Here is a 23,482-nt window from a genome sequence, read left to right as displayed (position 1 = left end):
GGAGCCGCCCTGAACGCAGTCGAAGGACTTCCCAGGAGACCGAGCGTAGTCGGGGTCTCGGGTTTGCTTTTAGCTTGCGGCTTACAGCTTACGGCTTTCGGGCTTACGCCCCTACTTCACCTTCTGCACATACTCCGTCGTTCCGCGAATGACCAGCCCCGGCGAGATCTCGATCTTGGTTTCGCCACCGGTGTTACTCCCTTTACCCAACTGGTCCATCAGCAACTCAAGGGCCTTTCTGGCAATTTCTTCGGCCGGCTGGCGAATACAGGTAATACCCGGCGGGTACAGGCGGAACACATCGTGGTCATCAAAGCAGATCATGGCCAGGTCGTCGGGCAGCTTTAAGCCCAGGCGGTGAATGCTTTCGAGCCCCAGCAAACCCAGGTAATTGGTAGCAAAGAACACGGCTTCCAGGTCGGGCGTGTTTTGAATGAAGGAAGTCACCTGCTGAATGCCGAGCTCTTTTTCTTCTTCGTACTTCTGGGTCAGCACCAGGTTATCGGTAGCCAATCCGGCCTCGTGCATGCTATCCTGGTAGGCTTTCAACCGCTCTTCCATTTGCACCAGGTGCAGGTCTACGGTAACGAAGCCTATACGGCGATAACCTTTTTCAATGAGGTGGTTCATGCCCTTTTTCACCCCTTCGTAATTATTGACCAGCACATGCGGCACATCTATGCCGGGGAAATAGCTATCCATCAGCACAACAGGTTTATTATCGGCGATCAGATCTTTAATGTCCTGTTCCATACCAGGCGTAGGTGTAATGATATAGCCATCTACTTGTCGCTGCGACAGCATGCCGATCAGTTCCTTACCCTTCTGGCGATTATTTTCAGTGCTTGTATATACTATTTTATAGCCAAACCGGGCGGCTTCTTCTTCAATGATCCGTGACAGGGAAGCAAAAAAGTTACCCGATATAGATTCAACGATCAGTCCCAGTATTTGTGATTTTCCAGTTCGTAAGCTAACGGCGACGGGATTGGGATGATAGCCTTCTTTTTTAGCCACTTCCATGATCTTACTGGCAAGCGTTTCACTGATCCGCATTTGCTTTGCCTTGCCATTCAATACAAACGATACAGTTGAGGGCGAAACACCGGCAATGCGAGCGATATCTTTGAGGGAGACCCGTTTCATATTTATTTATATGTTATATAAAGGAGACTACTAAACTATGAAAATAAAACTTACCAAAACGGTTTTACCCCATATAATAAAAAAACCCCGGTGTAAACACCGGGGTAATTATAACTAGTTGGAAGTTTTCCTTATTTAACTTCTACTTCAGCGCCAGCTTCTTTCAGCTTAGCTACCAGAGCATCAGCATCAGCTTTGCTGATACCTTCTTTAACTGCTTTTGGAGCGCCATCAACTAAGTCTTTAGCTTCTTTCAAACCAAGACCAGTTAATTCTTTAACCACTTTCACAACGTTCAGTTTGTTAGCGCCACCATTTTTCAGGATAACGTCGAACGCAGTTTTTTCTTCAGCAGCAGGAGCAGCACCACCAGCAGCAGGACCAGCAACAGCTACAGCAGCAGCTGCAGGCTCGATGCCGTATTCTTCTTTCAGGATTTTTGCTAACTCGTTAACTTCTTTTACAGTCAGGTTTACCAACTGTTCTGCAAATGCTTTTAAATCTGCCATTGTTGTAAATTTTTCCCGCCTTCATTGTTTCCGATAGCCTGATCGGGACTCCGGCGGATGTTTAAAAAAATTTGTGTTTACATAACTCTCAGGCCAGAGTTAATATTTTGAGATTGAGTGATTTTGAGATTTTGGGATTTAAATCTTGAAATCCCGCAATCACTAAATCAGCAATCTTACTGTGCGCGGTCTTCTAAAGCTTTCACCAAACCAGCCAGTTTGTTGCCAGCGTTCAGGCCGCTGATAACATTCTTCGCAGGTGATTGCAACAAGCCAATGATTTCCCCGATAAGGTCGTTTTTGCTTTTCAGGGTGGTCAGGGTCTTCAGTTGATCGTCGCCCATGAATACATCGCCATCGATAAACGCGGCTTTCAATTCGGGCTTCGTGGCAACAACTTTTCCTTTAGTGTTGGCGGCACGAAAATCGCTGATGATCAGCGCAGGCTCTTTGGCATTTTCACTGAACAACAAAGCGGTAACACCGTTCAGTGATTCAAACATGCCGGAATACCTTTTTTCATCCAGGGCTTCAAGCGCCTTGCGAATGAGGGTATTTTTGGCCACTTTCATTTCAACCTGCTTATTGAAACATACACGGCGCAGGTTACCTACCTGAGCAACCGTTAATGATTCTGTATTGGTAACATAGAAATTGTTGTATTGAGAGAACTTCTCTTTCAACGCTTCAATTACTTCGTTTTTTTCCTGTTTTGTCATAACGCTAAATTTTTGTTGGTTTCGCTCATAATCCGCCGTGGCGGACTACTTCGTCGCGTTATTAAAGTTTAGTTCATTAAAGATTTTGTTTCAACTGCAATAGCAGGGCTCATGGAGCTGGCCATGAACACGCTTTTCAGGTAAGTGCCTTTTGCAGAAGAAGGCTTTGCCTTGATGATTGCATCAATCAGCGAATGGCTGTTCTCGGCAATTTTTTCAGGGCTAAAGCTTACGCGGCCAATAGAAGCATGGATGATACCAGCTTTATCAACTTTGAAAGCTATCTTACCACCTTTCACCTCGTTTACTGCTGCAGCTACATCATTGGTAACGGTACCTGTTTTAGGGTTAGGCATCAGGTTACGGGGACCTAAGATCTTACCCAGCTTACCAATTTTAGGCATCACTGAAGGCGTAGCGATGATAACGTCTACGTCAGTCCAGCCACCTTCAATTTTTTGAACAAACTCATCCAGGCCTACGAAATCGGCGCCGGCTGATCTTGCATCTGCTTCTTTCTCGGGCGTACATAATACCAGTACTTTTTTGGTTTTACCGGTACCATGCGGCAGGGTAACAGTACCACGAATAGCCTGGTCGGCTTTCTTCGGGTCAACCCCTAACCGGATGTGTAGATCTACCGATGCATCAAACTTTGTAGTATTAACGGTTTTCACGATAGAGGAAGCCTCTTTCAGTGAATACACTTTATTTTTATCGACTTTAGCGTCAGCTACTTTTCTTTTTTTAGGAATTCTTCCCATTGTCATTCAGTTTTAAAATTCCCGTCTTACCGGGACAGTGAACAATTAATTTTCCCAGGGAGCTTTGCCGTCAACGGTAAGACCCATGCTGCGGGCGGTACCAGCCACCATGCGCATAGCACTTTCCAGGGTGAAACAATTCAGGTCGGGCATTTTGTCTTTAGCAATAGCCTCTACCTGGTTCCAGTTCACTTTACCCACCTTATTACGGTTAGGTTCTTTAGAACCGCTTTGCAATTTGGCGGCTTCCAGCAACTGAACGGCTGCAGGAGGCGTTTTAATTACAAACTCGAATGATTTGTCGGAATAAACGGTGATTAAAACTGGGAGAACTTTTCCCATTTTATCCTGCGTACGGGCGTTGAATTGTTTGCAGAATTCCATGATATTGATACCCTTGGAACCCAGTGCAGGACCTACAGGAGGAGCCGGATTTGCCTGGCCGCCTTTTACCTGTAGCTTTACGAAGCCGGTAATTTCTTTTGCCATTTTTACTGATTTATTGGTTCAAACGATCGTTCATCATGCCTTTTGGCGTAATTACTTGATCTCCCAAATTCTATCGGTTTCCGCCTACGCTGAACTTCGGCGGACAATGAAAGAACTTTCTTTTGGGGACGCAAAGGTAACGAAAGTTTTGAAAATATCTTCATTTGAATATAAAAAATGAATCGCAAAGTAGGCCGGGGGCTGGTTACCAGTTACCGGGTGCCGGGGGAGCCAGGATACCGGGTTCCAGGTTGCAGGGTACAGGTTTCAGGTTGCAGGGTACAGGTGCCGGATGCCGGTTACCAGTTACCGGTTACCGGGTGCCGGGTTTCAGGTTGCAGGTTGCAGGTTACAGGTTTCAGGTTGCAGGTTCCAAGTTTCAGGTTACAGGTTGCAGGCCTCGATGCCCCGTTGCCTTTATGCCTTTCTTCCTCGTTGCCTTTATGCCTCTCTGCCTTTATGCCTTTCTTCCTCGTTGCCTCTAAACCTTCATGACCCTTTATGCATCTATGTTCATTACAATTTTAACCATAACATTATTACAACTGCCGGTTAAACGCTTTATGATAATGTATGCAGTCCATACCTTTGCAACACAAGCCCTCATTATCTACCCAAAGGTTGCCATCATGCGGGCATTTTCCAGCTTGTTTTACGGGGCAACCTGCTTGCGCAGCCGGTATGACCTTTGCGTGAAACCCGGTATGGGCAAGGGTTTCGGCACATGAAGCCATTGTTAAATATGACAGGCTGCCACATGATGATCATAGCAACCGGCTACCTAAAACACATCATCGCAACCTGTAAATGATGGCCGGAATTTTGCAAGAACAAACACGAATAACAACCCATTTACACACCTAACAGTTGGGGTACTGTTAGCAAAATGGTAGTAGTTTTTTATTTTTTGAATTTTTATACGTAGCTTTTGCGTTTAATTATACATAACGCTTCTTCTTATAGAAATTAACCAACAACAAAAAACACATCAACACTATGGCCAAAGCAAAGAAAAAAGCAGCAAAAAAAGCCGCTCCTAAGAAAGCAGCTAAGAAAAAATCACCGGCCAAAAAAGCGGCGAAGAAAGCCGTAAAGAAGGCTGCGAAAAAAGCTGCCAAGAAAGCTGTGAAGAAAGCGGCTAAAAAAGCGGCTCCTAAAAAAGCAGCTAAGAAAGCAGCAAAAAAAGCTGCCAAGAAAGCAACGAAAAAGGCAGCAAAAAAAGCAGCTCCTAAAAAAGCAGCCAAGAAAGCCGCTAAAAAAGTAGCTTCAAAATCACCAGCTAAAAAGGCCGCCAAAAAAGCGCCTAAAAAGAAAAGAGCTGTATCTAAGCCAGAACCCATTCAGGAAAAAGAACCAATGATCGTACCTCCTGTATTGGATGAAGATGTAGAGGGAACAGATGCAGATGTTGATACCGATGTTGATATTGATACTGACACCGATGATACCGATACAGACGTTGACGTTGATGTGGATGATATAGATGTTGACACTGATTCAGACGATGAAACCATCGAAGAAACTGTTGAAGAAGACATGGATGATGAAGACGAGGATGAGGATGAGCATGCTTAAGCAATTCCAGGTGTTTTGCTACAACAAAAAAGATTAACCTTTCCCGATGCGGAAAGGTTTTTTTATGCATGCTGATAACAGGTCAGATCTTCCCCCTTTGTATACCATACTCATTGGGCAAAAAAAAACATCCACCCTGAGGTAGATGTTTTACTAAGTATTTTTAATGCGCGATGCGTTTCAATTAGCACATTAGCTAAAGATCACATCAGCAAATTAAGCCAGTTTCTCAACCTGCATATAGTTCAGTTCTACCGGCGTAGAACGTCCGAAGATCTTCACCGTTACTTTCAGTTTCTTCTTCTCGTCGTTCACTTCTTCAATAATACCATTGAAGTCATTGAACGGTCCTTCGATGATCTTAATAGTTTCACCAACTATGAATGGCTCGCTCATGCTTACCCCGCCGGTCTCAGCCATTTCATCCATTTTACCGAGCATTTTGTTTACTTCGGCTTTCCGCAGGGCAATAGGATTATCCTTACCCAGGAAATGGATCACATTGGTCGTATTTTTAATTGCTTCCCGTAAATCGTCTGACAGTTTATTTTCCAGCACTTCAATCATTACATAGCCTGGGTAATAGTTTCTTTCACGCATTACCTTCTTTCCATTCTGCACCTTGTATACCTTTTCCACAGGCAGAAACACTTGCTTAACCACCTCGCCCCAACCACCGCGGGAGATCTCCTTATCAAGGTATTCTTTTACCTTGCGCTCTTTGCCGCTCACCACCCGCAGCACATACCATTTAGTTTCTTGTTGTTGAGTAGCTTGTTCCATCATTAGAATAGTGAGTAAATAAAGTGAAGGGCCGACTGGGCAACCAGGTCCATAACCCAAACCACTCCGGTGATTAATAAGGTAGCTACCAGTACAATTACAGTAGATTGCTGTAATTGCAACCAGGTAGGCCAGGTCACCTTCTCAACCAATTCCCGGTATGATTCCCTGAGGTATGTTGATATTTTATTCATAAATGCAATTTGAAATCCGAAAATATACTAATTTGAAAATGAGGCTTTCAGCAACCCGGGACTCGCTCAACACAAAGCGATCCTCATTTTCAAATCTTCAAATTAATACATTTTCAAATTAAAGTAGCACGGGCACTAGGATTCGAACCCAGATCGAAGGTTTTGGAGACCTCTATTCTACCGTTGAACTATGCCCGTATATACGCTGAATGCTTAAGGCTGAACGCTTAACGCTTTAAAACCGGCGTTAGGCGTTTCGCATTTTGCGTTCCGCGTAAAAAGAACTTTCGTATTAAGAAAACAAAGTACCTGAACGTTAAAGGCTCAAGTACTTTGCAAATATACTAAACGCTTAACACTCTTTCCACCAGCAGGTGGATTGGTGTGCGCATTATTTCAGGATTTCAGTAACCTGACCTGCACCTACTGTACGGCCACCTTCGCGGATCGCGAATTTAAGACCTTTTTCCATCGCAATAGGCTGAATCAGTTTTACTTGCAGGTTGGTGTTATCACCAGGCATTACCATCTCAGTACCAGCAGGTAATTCTACTTCACCGGTTACGTCGGTAGTACGGAAGTAGAACTGAGGACGGTATTTGTTGAAGAATGGAGTGTGACGTCCACCTTCTTCTTTGCTCAGTACGTAAACTTCACCTTTGAACTCAGTGTGAGGAGTGATAGAACCAGGCTTAACGATTACCATACCACGGCGGATATCTTTCTTTTCAATACCGCGCAGTAACAGACCTGCGTTGTCACCAGCTTCACCTTCATCCAACAGTTTACGGAACATTTCAACACCAGTTACAGTAGAAGTCAATGGTTTTTCAACCAGACCTACGATCTCAACACCTTCACCTACTTTAATACGACCTCTTTCAATACGGCCGGTAGCAACAGTACCACGACCAGTGATTGAGAATACGTCTTCAACAGACATCAGGAACGGTTGGTCAACCGGACGGGGAGGTAAAGGAATGTAAGAATCAACGGCAGCCATCAGTTCAACAACAGCGGCAACCCATTTTTCTTCACCGGCCAAAGCACCAGTAGCAGAACCGCGGATGATTGGTGTGTTATCACCATCGAAACCGTAGAAGCTTAACAGCTCGCGGATTTCCATTTCAACCAGTTCCAGTAACTCTGGGTCATCAACCAGGTCAACTTTATTCATGAATACCACCATACGGGGAACACCTACCTGACGGGCAAGCAAGATGTGTTCTTTAGTTTGGGGCATAGGACCATCTGTAGCAGCCACAACCAGAATAGCACCATCCATCTGGGCAGCACCGGTGATCATGTTCTTCACATAGTCAGCGTGACCGGGGCAATCCACGTGTGCATAGTGACGATTTGCAGTTTGATATTCCACGTGCGCGGTGTTGATCGTGATACCACGCTCTTTTTCTTCAGGAGCTGCATCGATCTCGTCATATTTTTTTGCTGTCGCCAATCCCGATTTAGCCAAAATGGTGGTGATGGCGGCAGTTAAAGTGGTTTTACCGTGGTCAATGTGACCAATGGTACCAACGTTAACGTGAGGTTTATCCCTCTTGAAAGTCTCTTTTGACATCGTTATCTGTTTTTAGTTGTGGTTTTACAAATAATTAAATACGTCCTTCATAACCATTTCGGTAAAAAGGATTTATGTAACCGGCGACAGAAAGCCTATGAAACTTCTGTTGCGTCGCACACTTCATCGTTTGGATCTATACCAGGCTGTGCTTCATTCCGTCAACCACACGGTCCGACGCCGGTATAGATGAAAGTTATCAAATAACTTATGAGCCGTTAGTGAGAATCGAACTCCGGCGACCTTCCCGACCACAGTCGGGATGCTCTACCACTGAGCCAACACTATAAACTGCTTCAAATAACTTATGAGCCGTTAGTGAGAATCGAACTCACGACCTCTTCCCTACCAAGGAAGTGCTCTACCACTGAGCTACAACGGCTGATAGAGTTGTGAGGCAAAAAAATCTCAAAACCCATTCGAGCGGAAGACGAGGTTCGAACCCGCGACCTACAGCTTGGAAGGCTGTCGCTCTACCAACTGAGCTACTTCCGCATGGTATCCACCAAAGCTTTGGCGAAGGTGGATGAATAAATTTAAGAACTCCTTCATGGACGATGCCCGCCTTCGCTAAAGCTACGGCGGGCGATGTGGGCAGGAGAGGATTCGAACCTCTGAAGTCGAAAGACAGCGGATTTACAGTCCGCCCCATTTGGCCGCTCTGGAACCTGCCCTTGAAAACAAAAGAAGAAATTAAAAGTGCAATGTGAAATTGCCTGAGCCACTTGTCGGAATCGAACCAACGACCTACTGATTACAAATCAGTTGCTCTACCAGCTGAGCTAAAGTGGCTAATATCAAAAAACTTAAAACTTGTCGCTTTCAACCTTCGACCTTCCCGACTGCAAGTCGGGATGCTCTACCAGCTGAGCTAAAGTGGCTAATATCAAAAAACTTTTTTAACTTATCGTCTCAATAAGCTACCTCAACGGGCTAGCAATTCCAGCAATATTAATTTGCTGTTATCGTTATTGAATTATCTCATTTTTTGCCAAAAACCACCCGGCAAATCACTTGAAATTCAAGCCTGTAAAGAACTTTTCGCACCTCTTTTTCTTACCCTGCTATTTTTTGAGGAAGGCAAAGGTAAATGAATTTGTGTAATTCAAAAATTTTGACCCGTATTTTTTTTGCTTGTTTTCAATGAATTGCAAAATCTTTCAGGGAACACCGTTATACCTGCGGTTCCGAATGCAATTCCTACGGAGATTCAATAAAAGAAGATCTGCTCAATCAGGGAGTGCAAAGTAATGACCTTTTAGTCAACCAACCATATTCTTTCTTCAAGTCTTTCCTGTTCACAACACACATCTTCCTTTTTCACAACAGAAACCCTCTTTTTCAAAATGGCCACTTCCCTTCCGGCAGGGGCATAAAAAAAACCTCCCGGGGGAGGTTTTGTAAGGGTGAATGTTTTAAATAATATTTTTAAGAATTTAGGCAGCTTGTTTTTCTTTCTTCCTTTTCACCTGGTTAACCAGCGATTCCAGGGCATTGTCGAACGACTCTTCGAATGACTTGGAACTTGATTTCACAAAGAACTGGTGGCGTGGGACCTGGACTCTAATTTCTGCGATTTTGTCTTTTATATTATGGACCACATTATCCAATTTCAGGTATACGTCAACCTTAATAATGCGGTCGTGAAAAGTGGTGATTTTTTGAAGTTTACGATTAACATATTCGATCAATTTTGAATCAGCAGTAAACCGCACAGACTGAATGTTTACGTTCATAACAATCGCATTTTAACAGTGAAACAATTATTTAAACAATAAATGAAAGATCTTTTTAGTGACCACCAAATCATGATGAGAGAGAAAGTAAAACAGGTGGTAAAACGCAGGAAATGATTCTACTACATAAGCACCATATTTAATCCCTATGAAGATAATACAACAAGCTGTTTTTTCCAAATAAAATATGTATCAAAAACCAATGGTTAACAACCCAACTTAAGATGCTTAAATGTTTTATAAATAACCGGTGCAGATAAACACTTATTGCCCTTATCTGTTACCCCAACACTTATTGTGCGCCACCTTTAGGATGCGCTTTCTTATATACTTCCTTCAGCTTCTCTATGGAATTATGCGTATAGATCTGGGTAGCGGCCAGGCTCGAATGGCCCAACAGTTCCTTCACGGCATTCAGATCGGCGCCGTTATTCGTTAAATGCGTAGCGAACGTATGCCGTAATACGTGCGGGCTTTTTTTATCAATGGTAGTAACGACACTTAAATATTTCTTAACTGCCAGGTATACATATTTAGTATATAACTTCCGGCCTTTATCATTCACCAGTAAATAAACGCGGTTGGGCAATTCAGTTGCTGAACATTTTAGCACCATGTATTCATTGATCTCTTTTATCAATGCCGGGCTCACCGGAATAACCCGTTCCTTATTCCCTTTACCCAATACCTTAATGACATTGGCAGCCGTATTTACCTGGCTTTCTTTCAGGTTCACCAGTTCCGATAACCGCATACCGGTATTATAAAATATAGCCAGGATCAGGTGATCGGTTTTCCCTTCCCAGGTATCGGGGAATTCTACATGCTGAAATAAGGTATTGGTGTCCTTTTGCTCAACATACACCGGCAATCTTTTAGGTGTTTTAGGCGAGATGATCGTAGTCATGGGCGATTGCTCCAACTGACCCGTACGTAAATAGTATTTGAAGAATGACTTTAAGGAAGATATTTTCCGGTTAATGGTCCTGGCGCTGTTCTTACTCTCCTTCAGCGAAGCCAGCCAACTGCGGATAAAAGTAGCGGAGATCTCCGACAACGCCGGCGCCTGCATATTGAACTGTTCGTTCAGGAAGGTAAACAACTGGCGCAGGTCTTCCTCGTATGCCAGGATCGTATGCGGCGAGTACCTTTTCTCAAATTTGAGGTAATCTAAAAAAGGTTGAATCATGACCTCAAAACTACACCATATAAAATAAAAAAGATAGCCGCAACGAGCCAAAAAGCGCTGCAGCTATCTTTAATTATTTATTGTAACAGCAATTAAAGATTATCCTTCAATCTGGCCGCTGGCAACCTTCTGCTTGTAAACAGCTTTCAACACCTCGTTACGACGTTTTACCGAAGGCTTAGTGTAAGATTGACGCTCTCTTAACTGCACCAATATCTTAGCTTTCTCAAATTTCTTTTTGTATTTTTTGAGGGCTTTGTCGATATTTTCGCAATCTTTTGAATCTATAATCAGCATAATTATATACCTCCTTTAAGGCTTTTTAGGGCTGCAAATATAGCCGAAAAATCGAAAACATACAAAATACCTCCAAAAAACCGATTTTTGCTCCCATGTTTACAGGAATAATAGAAACAATAGGTCTGGTTGAAGAAGTAGTAGCCGCAGGCACCAATAAAACGTTTTGGATCTCCTCTCCCCTCTCCCAGGAATTAAAGGTAGACCAGAGCATAGCCCATAACGGCGTGTGCCTCACGGTAGAAGCGGTGCAAGCCAACCGCCACCAGGTTACTGCCATTGCCGAAACCCTGCAAAAAAGCAACATCGGGCACTGGAAAACCGGCGACCTGGTAAATCTGGAACGCTGTATGCCCATGAATGGCCGCCTCGACGGGCACATTGTGCAGGGCCATGTTGATACCACCGGCACCTGCATCAACCGGAAGGAGCTGAACGGCAGCTGGGAGTTCAGGTTCCGGTTTCCCGCCACCTTTACCAACCTGGTCATTGAAAAGGGTTCCATCAGCATGAACGGCACCAGCCTCACCATATTCAACGTTACCAAAGATGAGTTTTCAGTAGCCATCATCCCTTATACCTTCGAGCATACCAATATTAAAAATATACATCCGGGAACAACGGTAAACCTTGAGTTTGATATGGTAGGAAAATACGTAGCACGCATAACGCAATCACGCACCGGCCTTTGAATAAATTAACAACATGCTTATTCAACGTTTGATCGATCGCTATAAAACGTACAGGAAAACATCATTCCTGAACCAACCCTTCAATTACAAACACCAATATGCTTTTATAGGAACCGGACAGCATAGTTTCAGTAATCTATACCCAGCCATCCATTATCTGGGCATTCCGTTAAAGACCATTTGTACCCGGCACCTGGAACACGCCCAAAAAATGGCCGCCCGCTTTCCCGGCTGTGCAGGAACCGATCGGCTTGCAGATATCATTAATGACCCGGCAATCAAAGGGGTATTTGTATGCGCCACCCCTGTAAACCATGCCGCTATCACCAGGGAGTTGCTGTTGGCAGGCAAACATGTGTTTGTTGAAAAACCCCCATGCTTTTCGTTACAGGAGTTGCAAAACCTTATAAAACTACAGGGGCCTCAACATGGCATGCCCGGGTTACAGAAGCGTTTCAGCCCTATCAATAAACTACTCGAACCTTTCCGGTTAAAAACAACAACCTATTGTTACCGTTACCTTACCGGAGCGTACCCCGAAGGCGATGCCGTATTTGAATTATTCATTCACCCTGTTGATAATTGCATCCGGTTATTTGGCAACATACAGAACATTCAGGTTAATACCTCCCTGAAAAACAATATAACCTGTTTTTTATCTATTCAACATACGAACGGAATAACGGGCATGGTACATTTGTCAACAGATCATTCGTGGCAGTTTCCTGTTGATGAATTGGAAATGAATACGCCAGGCGCCATTTTTCAGGCCTCCTACCCCAATAAACTGATCAGTATAGAAAAGTCGTCGCGGTTCTTGAATATACCCCTCGAAAAAATATTCCAAACGCCTGTTGTTAAAAAAGTTCATCTCGACAATACCGGCTTTATACCAGTAGCCGGTAAAAACAATCTTGCCATGCAGGGGTTTTCAGGAGAAATTGCTCATTTTACAAACAGTGTAGAGCAAAGCAAATACAGCGAGCAGCATAGCTTGCAAAGCCTGGTAACTACCTATGAAGTGCTTGAAAAAATAAAAACGGGTATCGGCAACAGATAGTAGCTAACCCTTATTCTCCGGCTTGTTAAAATATTCTTTGTAAGTAACATGCCTGTCGGCTTCCCATTGATAATAACCAAATAATTTGGAGGTAAGGAATTTACCGAAATACTTTTCAAAAGTGCGGTACAGGATCACATCGTATTTACGATGAAAATTAAGCCAGCATTGGTTGCAATTCTGAACATAATGCTTCTGTAACTGGCGGGTGGGTTTTCCATTAAAGATCTCATCGAGGCTTTTTTCAAAAACGTTACCAATTTTAAGGTCCAGGTTTTGGCAAATTGGCACCGCTCCGTCGGGCAGTATCACCAGGCTATCTAAAATACTGTAGCAACGCATTTTCAAATTGTTCTGCCGCCATTCGTTATACAAAACAAGGAAATCATAATTTTCACTGAACTCTTTAATAATAGCGGGGATCTTTTCGGTAAAATTTTCCCGCAATCGCATAAAATCGTGTTTAGGCACCGATAAATCGCCCGTAAGCTCAAGCTGCTTTTGCGCTTTTGTTTTTTCAAAGACGCCAGCCGCTTTCAGATCTTTTACATCGGCAAATTGCAACTGATCTTCTCCTTTATGACTTCCAATTTCCGTATCATGGGCTTTATCTACGGTATCAAAAAAGGCGATATCGTTGTAGATCCCAACCCGCATATCGATGCCGAATTTTTTACAAACATTTGCAACATGCCGCATGTCTTCGAAATCATTATAAGGAGACAGCGTAAACATAACCGAAATGGGCAACACAGTATGCAACTGCTCAATAACGGTAAGCACACTTTCATATCCTGCTTTGCCACGCATATATAAATAAGTCTCGGCGGTGCCATCTAATGAGATCAATAATCGTTTAGGTGGGAATTTTTTTACGGCCTGGATCAGTTTTTCCGGCTTAAGGCAATTCGATAACAGATCAAACTGGGGGTGATGCTGATGGAACCATTCCAGTATTTGCTCTGCCTCCGGATGCAGCATAAACTCCCCGCCCTCCAGCCCTACCGCCGTATCCTTTGTTATACACCTGCTTTGCATAATCTCTTTTATCTTTTCAAAAGACAGGTAATGCACAGGCCGTTTAGCCCAGATAAGACAATGCTTGCAGGCGGAATCACACAGATCCGTTGCATAAATCATCAATGTCGACAATTTTTTATTACCCGGAAAAAGTTGATTATGAACAAACCGATGACCCCGCTTTATATAACTTGACAGGTTATACATATTTATCGTAAAGTACTATTACTGAATATAAAATAAAATGGCCGGAGAAACAGGCAAAGCTATACAATATTTTCAGCAGCCGGTATTAAAGCGTGACCCACTTTTTATTATTCCAATAAACGGTCAGATCTGCAGGCAGGGGCGAAATAGTAATAACCGCTTTTTTATCTGTTACAGGCGGGGTCGTTGACCTGTTGACCACAACCCGTGGGGGAATGAATACCCAACTCTTTTCTGCCCGGGGTTGTATGGTTTCGGGTAATACCAGCAAACTATCCCGTTTAACCTGGTTAACTATGCGTACAGAAGCGGTATCGAGCTTATGCAGTATCAACGCCTGGGGTAAGCCGCTTCTGAATATGTAGGCGCCATTTATTTCATCGGGAAGGTTTACTATATACAATTTTCCTTTACCGGCCTGATCGTGAGCAATTTGCAAAAGAGTTGAAACCGCCCGGGAAGCGCGTGTCCAGTTATAGTTGGTAGTTTCAAGAAAACATATATTATATATTACTATACCCGAAACAATTACTGCGAAGCTCCGCTTGTTGTGCAACAAATTCACCAGGCAAAAGCTGACCAGGATACAGAAGAAGAATGAAGGGAAATGAAGGAACCGGTCACTTTCCGATGTGTGGGTGCTAACGCCAAAAAGAAAGGGTATCAGCAGGGCAATGAACAGCAAACCCAGCATTTGTAAAAAGAAAAACAGCTCTTTCCGGTTACCCTCCATCTTTTTCCAAAGCCTGTATAAAACTACACCTATCAATATAACAAGCATTGAAAAAAGCGCTACTATAACCCGGTCATCTTCCATAGGTGGCAGAAAAAGCCGCTCCAGTGATTTAGCCGATTTAGCCAATATGTCTAATACACTCACTTTAAAAAAACTGGTACCGTAATCACCAGTAACGGTCCCCGAAACATTTACCCGAACCACAACATGTAATAAAAAGGTAAATAGCATGCAACCCATCCAGGCCAGTTGCTTTTTAATGGGCGCCGATGTTGATTGTAACCACACAAATACCATGGCTGGTAACACTATGACCGATTCATAACCTGTCATACCTATAAAATAACAAATTGCAACCCCGGCCATTTTCTGATAGGTTGCCCGGTTGCTGACCATACATACCAGGGCCAGCATGCCAAACGTATTGCCCATCAGGGCAGCTCTGCCCAACACCCAAACAACGGGTTCACTATGAAAAGGGTAAGAAAGGAACAGCAAGGCGCCAAGCCCTGCTGTTATCAATTGTTTGTACTCGTTATAGGTCCATTTCCAAAGCAGGCAAAAGTGGAACAGCAACACGGTATCCAGCGCATGAATGAGAATGTTCCATAAATAATAGCCAGCAGGTTGAAACCCGTTAACCATAAAGTTTATATACAACGTGATATCGGATAACGGGCGAAAAAAACCATCAGTATTTAGCTTTTTATCTAAGCAAACTTTTTTAAGAACGATAAAATCATCCGCCACAAACGAATTTCCCAAAATCGGCCAATATAAAACCAGCGCAAGAACGCTTGTAATTCCCCATTGCTTCCACCACGACAGCTTCGCAAATTTCCCTAACCATTTCTCCGGTAATGTGCTTAATTGTAATAAGGTCATTTACCAGAACTTTTGAAAATTGTCATTATTTACTATTGATTGCCGAAATTATCGCATCAGGTACATTTTTCCGTAACCATTATTAAAGTATTTATCGGTATCGTCGTTGGTGGCTTTGTATTTTTCCATTGACTTGCCATTCAGGGACGTAATAACCCGGTACAGGTACACCCCGTTGCCCAGTTTTTGACCATACTGGTCGGTACCGTTCCATTTAAACTCGGTGATGTTCCGGCCAATATGCAACGGGCCCAGTTCATTCATGGTGATCTCCCGAACTATTTTACCGGTCACTGTTAATATTTGTATCCGGATGTTCTGCGGAACTTCACTACCTGTTATCGTAAACACAAAGGCGGTAGAAGTACTGAACGGATTGGGATAGTTCAACATGTTTGAGATCATTGGTTTTGTAATGATCTTGAAACCTACGCGGTAAGCGATCTCACCCGCCTTGTTACCACTTCTATCCTTTCCATAAACGATCAGTTCATAATCATCACCATTCGGGTCGCTCTGGGTAGTGAACTGCGGCGTAAATTCAATCGTGGCGGTATTGTCCGATCCGCTGGTAGCAGGAATAAAGCGCAAGGTATCGCCATCAGCAAAATTATATGTGCGCAACGTACCATCAGGATACCTGATCTGCACGCTGCTCAGCAACGTATCGTTCATCAACATGTACTTCGCTTCATCTTTCAGTTTGATCTGAATATGTGGTTTAGCTGAAATGATATCCCCATTCAGGATATGCACCCCATCGAATGTAACATCCAGCAACGGTTTGGTGTTATCGGGCCGCACGTAAAAGTTCTTGTACACAAAGTTGTTGAAGTGATAATGCTCCGGTTGATCGTTCTCTGGATTTACATCTACATTCAACACGTTATTGCCCGGGTAGAGCTCGGTATTTACCTCTACATCTACTTTGATGGTATCGCCGCTGATGATAGGTTTATATTTCGTTACAGGCAGCGTATGCGTTACGTTGTTCTGGCCAATAATGGTGACCTTGACGGTCATGCTGTCGAAGTCGGTGTAACTGATATTTTTGAAGCCTATTCCAAATTTCATTTTTTCACCCAATTCCATGGTATCCCTGGCCACCAGGTACAGGTTAGGAGCAATGGCGCCTTCCGGTATGGGGTCGTAGAAAATACGCCAGTATTTTAACTGGTAGGGCGTAAGGTTTTTCGGGTCGGTATTCCGCATTTTAAGCACTAAATACGGATACAGCCTGGCATCCACAGCCGACAGATCATAGTTGTGGGTGTTCTTATCGAGAGTTACCAGTTTGGTTTCTACATTATTATAGTCTATGCCAATGATATCCACCGTTGGTTCATCGTACGACGGGCTTTCCAGAGAGGCGCCATCCCATGCCATCGTCTTCCAGCCTCGGGCAGGGCCAAACCTCGGCGACCTGATAAAACCCAGTGTATCGGGCATGGTCACATCAGCCGATACGTTAATTCTTGAAGCTGTCGTTTGTCCATAGTCGTATTTCGGAATAAATGTTGAACTCGATCCTTTTTGATACACCAGTATCCAGGCCCGGCCTCTGTCAATAGAATCGATGCCCACAAAACCGGCCCCCAGCAGTTTATGATATAAAGAATTATTACTGCCGTATAAAGTGGTATCGGCCATCCAGGTTGGCGCAAACGATGCCGGTTTACTGGTATCAAAACTACGCACAACCACAAAGGCGCCGTCAGGGATAAGGTCCATGAAATCCATGGCCAGTTTACGGCTGGCCGGCGTCATGTAAGAATATTCGAAATTGTATTCCCGGCCGCCTCTTCCACACACCGAATTGCCACTACCATACAGGTACAAAGGATTACCATTCGCATCCACATTTTTCCAGGGCTCCAATGTAACACTATCGAATACATTAAATATTACTGAACGCCCCACGCAGGCGCTTCTGATATTATCTATACCATTAACGGTGACGGTAAAATCGCCATCGGTAGCACAAACAAGGGTCTGGTAAATACAGTTCTTAACGAATATGTTGCCATAATTGACTCCGAACTTCCACGTTTGCGAAGCGGAATCCAGGATAAGGCGTTGTGTTGTTGAACCCACGTGCTGGAAATATTGCGACTGGTTATATCCATTTGTGTTGGGTTTGTACATAAACGAACTGTTCGACCACTGGTAAATATTACCCGGTGTGGGTACAGGCGCCACGCGCCAGTAATACACGGTACTGTCTTTATAAGTGAGGTTTGAATTAAATTCAATTACCCCACCTATGGAAGATGCAGATTGGGTGACCTTTAACGAAGAATTGAATTTTTCCGTGGTATCGATCTCCATCACATAGTCACGCAAAGTACTCAACGGGTTAGCCGTAGATGCTATTAACTTTTGCGTGGGGTTACTGATGATCGCATAATTATATGGGAAAGCCGGCCGCGCCTCTTCTTCAAAAATATAGAAGTCTTTGCTGGCGGTATTATTGTTTTCCGCGATCTCATTTGCCGTATTATCAGCATCGATGGTAACAATGACCTTATTCTGTCCCTTATCGCGGGAAGCTACAATTGGCACATCCAGTTCCAGTGAATCGGCAAAGCGAACGCCATGTATTTTTTGGCGGTATATTACACCAATGCTGCCATTGGGGTATTGCTGTTTTATTTCAAGCACAACAGAATCTGGTGTGGCTTTACCCAGATTCACCGTTTTCACTTTAAGTTTATAACTATTTTCTGCCAGGGATATAAAAACCGGGTTGATCTTTATCAGCGATTCTTCCACTACATAATCCGGTTTGGGCTGGGCGTTAATAAAGATAGCCGGGTCGCCATGCAAGGTCATTTCCTCTGCATGCAACCGGGAGTAATAATCATACGACCCTGTAGCATTGAGCATACTATGCAGGCCATCCCGCATTGTTTCTCCTAATGTTTTATCAAAATCACCGCCACTGATGCTGCCATACAGGTAGGTTAAAAACAGGTTCAGGTAATTAACAATACCATAGTGCGTACTGGCCACAAAGGCAATGGAGCCACGCTGTTTGGCCAGCACAAATTTTTCCGAAAGGGTTTCATTGGCCGTAAAACGCTGCGGATAGTAGGTAAAGAAGTTACCCGCATAGCAGCCATTCACAAAAAACACAGGATATTTTCCCTGGTTATTATATGCATTCGGGTTATCGATATTGAATTCAAGCGTGGTAGAAGATGAGTGACCAAAATAAGTAAGGAAGGAAATACCTTCTGCAAACAGGTCGGTTAATTTGGCAGCAGACACCTGTTCTACCGGGTTGGTGGATGTTTTACAAAACATGTTCACCTTACCGCCGAACAGGGTATCTTCAATGATCTGTTTGTATATATCCATGTAATTACACAAAACAGTGCCGAGGTACGCATCGCTCGACCCGGTTACATGCACTACATTCTTCATCCATTGCCGGCCACTAATTGAATTGGGGGCATTCTTTTGCACGGCTTCATATTCCTTCACTTTCTCCAGGTAATCTTCAATTTCATTACCGGTTACCACCGATAAACGGCCAATGGGCGTTGCAGCCACAGGAATGACCAGGTCTTCTGAACTTAACAAATTATCCGATCCCGGGTTGCCAAATGTGGGAACCAGGTTCAGTTTATCGTATAAAGGAAAATTGTTCGGGTTTCTATCGCCCCGCTGGTATTCATGATACGTTACCCCTTTACCGATCAGGAATACATTTTCAGGTTTCGCGGTAAACTTTGCCCGCGCATACCGGATAAAATTCCGAACAGATAAAGGATGCTTTTTTATACCAAAAGCAAACTGGTCAACCAGTTCATTAATGTCGACGATTATTACAGAATGACCGCCACCGGCCGCCGATGCGCGGTAGTTCTTATAATCCTCTACGGGATTATTACCGTGCGTACCGGTATACAGCGCAGGGTTACTGATGATGATATAACGGCCCTGGTTGGCAGCAGTGTTATAATTTATAAAATTATGGCTGGTCAATTTCGTTACCTCGGTAATATTGGCGGCTTCCCCGCTCACTAATATCAGTCGCCTGTTCTTAGTCGTTTCCTGCAAGGCAAACCGCACTATACCGCCAGCAATATCGCCTACATACCGCTCGCCATTATTAACATCATATAACACCGGCTGGGCGCTGCCATAATTAAAATTGCTGATCTGCAGAAAATGGCCGCCGGGTTTAGCCGGCAATTCAAATGTGAAATTCGTTTGGTTGTTGAAATTAAATGTACGCGGATACGTAAGTTCAAAGAACGACACCTGCATACGATCGGAGGAGTTGCCCGACGTATTGATAAAATTTACAGCAGCGCTGCCGGAACTGATTATACTATTATCAACAGGAGCAGTGGTAACCAGGTCGTTAAAATAATCCATCACGGTGTCTTTCACCTCAGTACCATTTACACGCACTTTTATATTGCGGGCATTGATGGCATTACCCGTGGCCCCAAACTTAATGGAACTTTGCGGACCGCTGCTATACACATTCAAATTGTTAATAGGTGTGGTAAGCCCGGCTCCCGGGCCAATATCACCACTGCTAAAAAATTCGCCCTTATCGTACGAAGAAGAATATACATACACCCCTACCAGAGATGCAAACCCCGCGTTAGGCATGCCCGTTGAAACGCCGGGGGTATAAGGTGCGAAATAATAATTACCCGCCGTGTACATAAAATAAGACTCTGCCGGCAACACATTGCCTGCTACATTATTAGTTACATCAGTGTATCTAAAACCCGCCTGGCTGGTATTCACACTTAAAAAATAAACGGCGGTATCTGATTGCAAACTGTGTTTCGTGGTATGCTGATACAGCGTGTCCCTATATAAATATTTATCGGGTTTTCCATCATTGGCCTGGCCCCAGAACTCCAGGTAGCCGTTGGAAGGCAATACGCCGCTTGAAACAGATGGGTAGAACGGTACTTTCTCGCCATTGCGCCATAGCTCTAAAAATTGCACCTGCGTACCGCCGAGGCCATTCGCATCCAGCAGGGATTTAGGAATGCGATATACGCCATCTTTGGCTATCTTGAATTTATAATACGTTTGATTGAACTGTATCCATTCATTATTATATTGCTGGGCAGTAGCAGCAAAGCCCGCTACTAACAGCAACAGGGTAAAAATCTTCCTCATAATATACAAGTTTCAGATTCCTTTCTATAGGGTACTTTATTTTTTGTTTCCCTTCTTCACCAGGTCCACTCTCAACGAAAACACATGGGTATATAACGGATTCGATTGATTGGCTAAGTTGGTAAAGGCATAATCGATCAACACATTGTTCAGTCTAAAACCTGCGCCTGCGGCCGGTTGATAGATCCATACCTTTTTTGTGTTGGTGATATCGTCATCATCCAATGCCTTTTGAAAGTTGTTGATCCCGCCCCGAACAAAGAACACATTCTTCCACGACGCTTCCAGTCCGAGCTTGGGGTCTAAACTCACTACACTGGAACTAATCACGGTATTGCGACGGCCATCGAACGTGAGGTCGAGATTGGCTTCGGCCATCAGGTTCAGGTTCTTGTTCAGTTTAAAAATATAATCACCGCCCAGGATCAGTTTGGGAGCGGTTAACTCGGTTGATTTAACCGGGATATCGTTATTGGTTACATAGAAAACTTCGCGCATTTTTTCGGTCAGGTTAAACGACCAGGCATTGAAGGTGGTAGTAACATCCCGGGCCATAATGCCGATCTTCCATTTGTCATTTACGATCTGGATGCCCGCATCAAACCCAAAACCCCAGGCCGAAGTAAAGTCGCCCGCCTTGCGGTGAATGATCTTGGCATTGATACCTGCATTGATCCTGCTTTTACCAGAAGTTTTTATTTGTTGGGCCAGGGAAACCAGGAAGGCATAGTCGGCTGAAGAAAAGGTTGGAATATTATTGAAATTGATGGAGCCATCAGCTTCTACCAGGAAAATGGTATTGGGAATATCATCTACGGCAAACCGTAATAACGACAATCCCAGCACCCGCTTATTGTCTTTTAACGGGATGGCCAGGCTGCCATAATCGTATTTGCCGATACCGGCAAAGTATTCGGCGTGCATTAAATTAAGCTGGGGATTATCTTTCACATACACCAACCCGGCAGGGTTCCAGTAACCGGCTGTGCCATCATTAACCGAAGCAACCTGGGCGCTGGCCATAGCCAATCCCCGGGCGCCGGCTCCTATGTTCAAAAATTCATTCGAATATTTACGAAACTGAGCATAGGAAATTTGCTGTATTAATAACACAACCAGGGTAACGTAAAAACGGGTCCTTTTCATTGATCCAATTTTCGAAATAAGCAACTTATGAATAGACTATTTCTTTAGGATATTGGCTGCACCCGTTGGTAGCGAGCTTAATATATGATTTTGATAGGAAGCCTTTTTTAACGGGTCAGGGTCAACACTTCCAAACGATTTTACAATTAAAATATTGCATTTTTTAAGCAAAGTTGCGGCAATCCTTACATTTGCATAATTCATTGATTTACTACATGAAACTATGTACAAAAAACAGTTGAATTATGTAGGGGTAGCACAAATGTAAACCCTTTGTGCGGGCAATGGCAAAACTATTTATTACACGTTTAATGTCAATATAATATGAACCTGGTTGCAGAATTACAATGGCGCGGTATGATACAAGATATTATGCCCGGAACTGAAGATCAGTTGAGCAAAGAAATGACTACCGGCTATATCGGCTTCGACCCAACTTCGGATAGTCTTCATATTGGAAGCCTGGTACCCATCTTGTTGTTAGTACACTTACAAAAAGCCGGTCATAAGCCTATTGCCCTGGTGGGCGGCGCCACCGGCATGATCGGCGACCCTTCAGGCAAAAGTGAAGAAAGGAATTTTTTAAGTGAAGAACAATTGCAGAAGAACCTGGATGGTATTAAAAAGCAACTGGAGAAATTCCTCGATTTCGATGCCGCCAAACCCAATGCGGCAGAAATGGTGAACAACTACGACTGGTTCAAAAACATGTCGTTCATTCAATTCCTGCGCGATACGGGCAAGCATATTACCGTGAATTACATGATGGCCAAAGACAGCGTAAAAAAACGGATTGAAGGCGACACCGGCATCAGTTATACCGAATTTGCTTACCAGTTGATGCAGGGATATGATTTTTACTGGCTGTACCAGCATAAGAAATGTAAACTGCAAATGGGCGGCAGCGATCAATGGGGTAACATTACTACGGGTACAGAACTCGTACGACGCAAAGCCGGCGGAGAAGCTTTTGCCATGACCTGCCCCCTGTTGACCAAGGCCGATGGTAGCAAGTTCGGAAAAAGTGAAAAAGGCAATGTGTGGCTGGCTCCCGACAAAACTTCACCATTCGATTTTTACCAGTTCTGGTTCGATGCTTCAGATGAAGATGCTGAAAAATGGATAAAAATATTTACGTTCTTATCCAAAGAGACCATTGACCAGTTAATAGAAGAGCACCACAAGGACAAAGGCGCTCGTCTGTTGCAAAAAACACTTGCCAAAGAAGTAATCGTCTTTGTACATGGTGAAGCAGGTTACCAGGAGGCATTGAAGACCACAGCTCTCACCTTCGGAAAGAAGACAGCCCCTGCCGAATCGCTGAGCCTGGAAGACCTGGAGAGCATGGATGGCGTAACGAAATTCGATTATGAATTATCGAAAGTGCAAACAGGCGTTGACGTGGTAACCTTTCTGGCAGAAACCAATATCTTCCCCAGCAAAGGCGAAGCCCGCAAAATGGTACAGGGCGGCGGCGTAAGCATCAACCGCAGGAAGGTGGAAGATGCGGGGTTCACCCTCAACTCCTCGCTGTTGTTACACGGACAATATATGTTGGTGCAAAAAGGGAAGAAGAATTATTATTTGGTAAAAGCGGTGTAG

The 23,482-nt window shown here is 43.9% G+C and carries 20 protein-coding genes and 5 tRNA genes; 5 read left to right on the top strand and 20 right to left on the bottom strand.

All coding sequences use genetic code 11. The features are described from left to right. Positions 1 to 111: 111 nt before the first annotated feature. The 5 genes from FAM09_RS26260 to rplK all read right to left on the bottom strand — a co-directional run bounded on the left by FAM09_RS26260 (position 112) and on the right by rplK (position 3,627). A complete protein-coding gene (locus tag FAM09_RS26260) occupies positions 112 to 1,146 on the bottom strand; it encodes a LacI family DNA-binding transcriptional regulator (protein WP_136580142.1) in 1,035 nt (344 codons plus the stop codon). Between the two features lie 131 nt (positions 1,147 to 1,277). Further along, entirely contained in the window at positions 1,278 to 1,655 is a 378-nt protein-coding gene (gene rplL, locus FAM09_RS26255; protein WP_136580141.1) for a 50S ribosomal protein L7/L12, read from the bottom strand. 176 nt (positions 1,656 to 1,831) lie between these two features. Next, positions 1,832 to 2,374, bottom strand: coding sequence for a 50S ribosomal protein L10 (gene rplJ, locus FAM09_RS26250; RefSeq protein WP_136580140.1), 543 nt, complete (start codon positions 2,372 to 2,374; stop codon positions 1,832 to 1,834). A gap of 68 nt (positions 2,375 to 2,442) precedes the next feature. Then, positions 2,443 to 3,138 carry a 50S ribosomal protein L1 gene (gene rplA / locus FAM09_RS26245; RefSeq protein WP_136580139.1) on the bottom strand — a complete coding sequence of 232 codons (696 nt, stop codon included), beginning with the start codon at positions 3,136 to 3,138 and terminating at the stop codon, positions 2,443 to 2,445. A gap of 45 nt (positions 3,139 to 3,183) precedes the next feature. Further along, positions 3,184 to 3,627, bottom strand: a complete 444-nt coding sequence (gene rplK, locus FAM09_RS26240; RefSeq protein ID WP_014221090.1) for a 50S ribosomal protein L11 — start codon at positions 3,625 to 3,627, stop codon at positions 3,184 to 3,186. Between the two features lie 177 nt (positions 3,628 to 3,804). On the opposite strand from rplK, the gene FAM09_RS26235 reads away from it, so the two are divergent. Together FAM09_RS26235 and FAM09_RS26230 are read left to right on the top strand one after the other, a co-directional pair. Beyond that, the gene (locus tag FAM09_RS26235) at positions 3,805 to 4,122 is read left to right on the top strand and encodes a hypothetical protein (RefSeq protein ID WP_136580138.1); all 318 of its coding nucleotides are present in this window, start codon (positions 3,805 to 3,807) and stop codon (positions 4,120 to 4,122) included. Between the two features lie 501 nt (positions 4,123 to 4,623). Then, positions 4,624 to 5,202: a hypothetical protein gene (locus FAM09_RS26230; protein ID WP_136580137.1), complete on the top strand. Its 579-nt coding sequence runs from the start codon at positions 4,624 to 4,626 to the stop codon at positions 5,200 to 5,202. Positions 5,203 to 5,418: 216 nt separating this feature from the next. Here FAM09_RS26230 and nusG read toward each other — a convergent pair whose 3' ends face one another. The 11 genes from nusG to rpsU form a co-directional block, all read right to left on the bottom strand. Then, entirely contained in the window at positions 5,419 to 5,988 is a 570-nt protein-coding gene (gene nusG, locus FAM09_RS26225; RefSeq protein WP_243751787.1) for a transcription termination/antitermination protein NusG, read from the bottom strand. Continuing rightward, the gene (gene secE, locus FAM09_RS26220) at positions 5,988 to 6,179 is read right to left on the bottom strand and encodes a preprotein translocase subunit SecE (RefSeq protein WP_136580136.1); all 192 of its coding nucleotides are present in this window, start codon (positions 6,177 to 6,179) and stop codon (positions 5,988 to 5,990) included. Before secE ends, nusG begins: the two co-directional genes overlap by 1 nt. 127 nt (positions 6,180 to 6,306) lie before the next feature. Further along, positions 6,307 to 6,377 (bottom strand) — tRNA-Trp (locus tag FAM09_RS26215). A 193-nt stretch (positions 6,378 to 6,570) separates the two neighbouring features. Further along, positions 6,571 to 7,758: an elongation factor Tu gene (tuf, locus tag FAM09_RS26210; protein WP_136580135.1), complete on the bottom strand. Its 1,188-nt coding sequence runs from the start codon at positions 7,756 to 7,758 to the stop codon at positions 6,571 to 6,573. 310 nt (positions 7,759 to 8,068) lie between these two features. Continuing rightward, positions 8,069 to 8,140: transfer RNA gene (locus FAM09_RS26205), tRNA-Thr, on the bottom strand. A gap of 40 nt (positions 8,141 to 8,180) precedes the next feature. Beyond that, positions 8,181 to 8,253, bottom strand: a tRNA-Gly gene (locus tag FAM09_RS26200). Positions 8,254 to 8,349: 96 nt separating this feature from the next. After that, positions 8,350 to 8,432: transfer RNA gene (locus tag FAM09_RS26195), tRNA-Tyr, on the bottom strand. A 45-nt stretch (positions 8,433 to 8,477) separates the two neighbouring features. Next, positions 8,478 to 8,550, bottom strand: a tRNA-Thr gene (locus FAM09_RS26190). Positions 8,551 to 9,194: 644 nt separating this feature from the next. Then, positions 9,195 to 9,494, bottom strand: a complete 300-nt coding sequence (locus tag FAM09_RS26185) for an HPF/RaiA family ribosome-associated protein (RefSeq protein ID WP_136580134.1) — start codon at positions 9,492 to 9,494, stop codon at positions 9,195 to 9,197. A 292-nt stretch (positions 9,495 to 9,786) separates the two neighbouring features. Beyond that, the gene (locus tag FAM09_RS26180; RefSeq protein WP_136580133.1) at positions 9,787 to 10,683 is read right to left on the bottom strand and encodes a tyrosine-type recombinase/integrase; all 897 of its coding nucleotides are present in this window, start codon (positions 10,681 to 10,683) and stop codon (positions 9,787 to 9,789) included. A gap of 99 nt (positions 10,684 to 10,782) precedes the next feature. Then, the gene (gene rpsU, locus FAM09_RS26175) at positions 10,783 to 10,980 is read right to left on the bottom strand and encodes a 30S ribosomal protein S21 (protein WP_081169111.1); all 198 of its coding nucleotides are present in this window, start codon (positions 10,978 to 10,980) and stop codon (positions 10,783 to 10,785) included. A 95-nt stretch (positions 10,981 to 11,075) separates the two neighbouring features. Here rpsU and FAM09_RS26170 point away from each other — a divergent pair, with 95 nt between their 5' ends. Together FAM09_RS26170 and FAM09_RS26165 are read left to right on the top strand one after the other, a co-directional pair. Beyond that, the gene (locus tag FAM09_RS26170) at positions 11,076 to 11,672 is read left to right on the top strand and encodes a riboflavin synthase (RefSeq protein ID WP_136580132.1); all 597 of its coding nucleotides are present in this window, start codon (positions 11,076 to 11,078) and stop codon (positions 11,670 to 11,672) included. Between the two features lie 13 nt (positions 11,673 to 11,685). After that, positions 11,686 to 12,732, top strand: a complete 1,047-nt coding sequence (locus FAM09_RS26165) for a Gfo/Idh/MocA family protein (protein WP_136580131.1) — start codon at positions 11,686 to 11,688, stop codon at positions 12,730 to 12,732. A gap of 3 nt (positions 12,733 to 12,735) precedes the next feature. On the opposite strand, the gene FAM09_RS26160 is transcribed toward FAM09_RS26165, so the two are convergent. The 4 genes from FAM09_RS26160 to FAM09_RS26145 all read right to left on the bottom strand — a co-directional run bounded on the left by FAM09_RS26160 (position 12,736) and on the right by FAM09_RS26145 (position 21,880). Next, on the bottom strand, positions 12,736 to 13,872 hold the full coding sequence (locus FAM09_RS26160; RefSeq protein ID WP_243751786.1) for a radical SAM protein: 1,137 nt from the start codon (positions 13,870 to 13,872) through the stop codon (positions 12,736 to 12,738). Between the two features lie 172 nt (positions 13,873 to 14,044). Next, positions 14,045 to 15,580 carry a ZIP family transporter gene (locus FAM09_RS26155; RefSeq protein WP_136580129.1) on the bottom strand — a complete coding sequence of 512 codons (1,536 nt, stop codon included), beginning with the start codon at positions 15,578 to 15,580 and terminating at the stop codon, positions 14,045 to 14,047. A gap of 48 nt (positions 15,581 to 15,628) precedes the next feature. Continuing rightward, positions 15,629 to 20,734 carry a putative type IX secretion system sortase PorU2 gene (porU2, locus tag FAM09_RS26150; RefSeq protein ID WP_136580128.1) on the bottom strand — a complete coding sequence of 1,702 codons (5,106 nt, stop codon included), beginning with the start codon at positions 20,732 to 20,734 and terminating at the stop codon, positions 15,629 to 15,631. A 36-nt stretch (positions 20,735 to 20,770) separates the two neighbouring features. After that, positions 20,771 to 21,880, bottom strand: coding sequence for a putative type IX sorting system protein PorV2 (locus FAM09_RS26145; RefSeq protein ID WP_136580127.1), 1,110 nt, complete (start codon positions 21,878 to 21,880; stop codon positions 20,771 to 20,773). Between the two features lie 357 nt (positions 21,881 to 22,237). Here FAM09_RS26145 and tyrS point away from each other — a divergent pair, with 357 nt between their 5' ends. After that, the gene (tyrS, locus tag FAM09_RS26140) at positions 22,238 to 23,482 is read left to right on the top strand and encodes a tyrosine--tRNA ligase (protein ID WP_243751785.1); all 1,245 of its coding nucleotides are present in this window, start codon (positions 22,238 to 22,240) and stop codon (positions 23,480 to 23,482) included.

It is taken from the genome of Niastella caeni (genome assembly GCF_004834005.1).
Lineage (GTDB): Bacteria > Bacteroidota > Bacteroidia > Chitinophagales > Chitinophagaceae > Niastella > Niastella caeni.
Note: the sequence above shows the minus strand (reverse complement) of the source record. Positions and strands in the feature narration are given on the sequence as shown.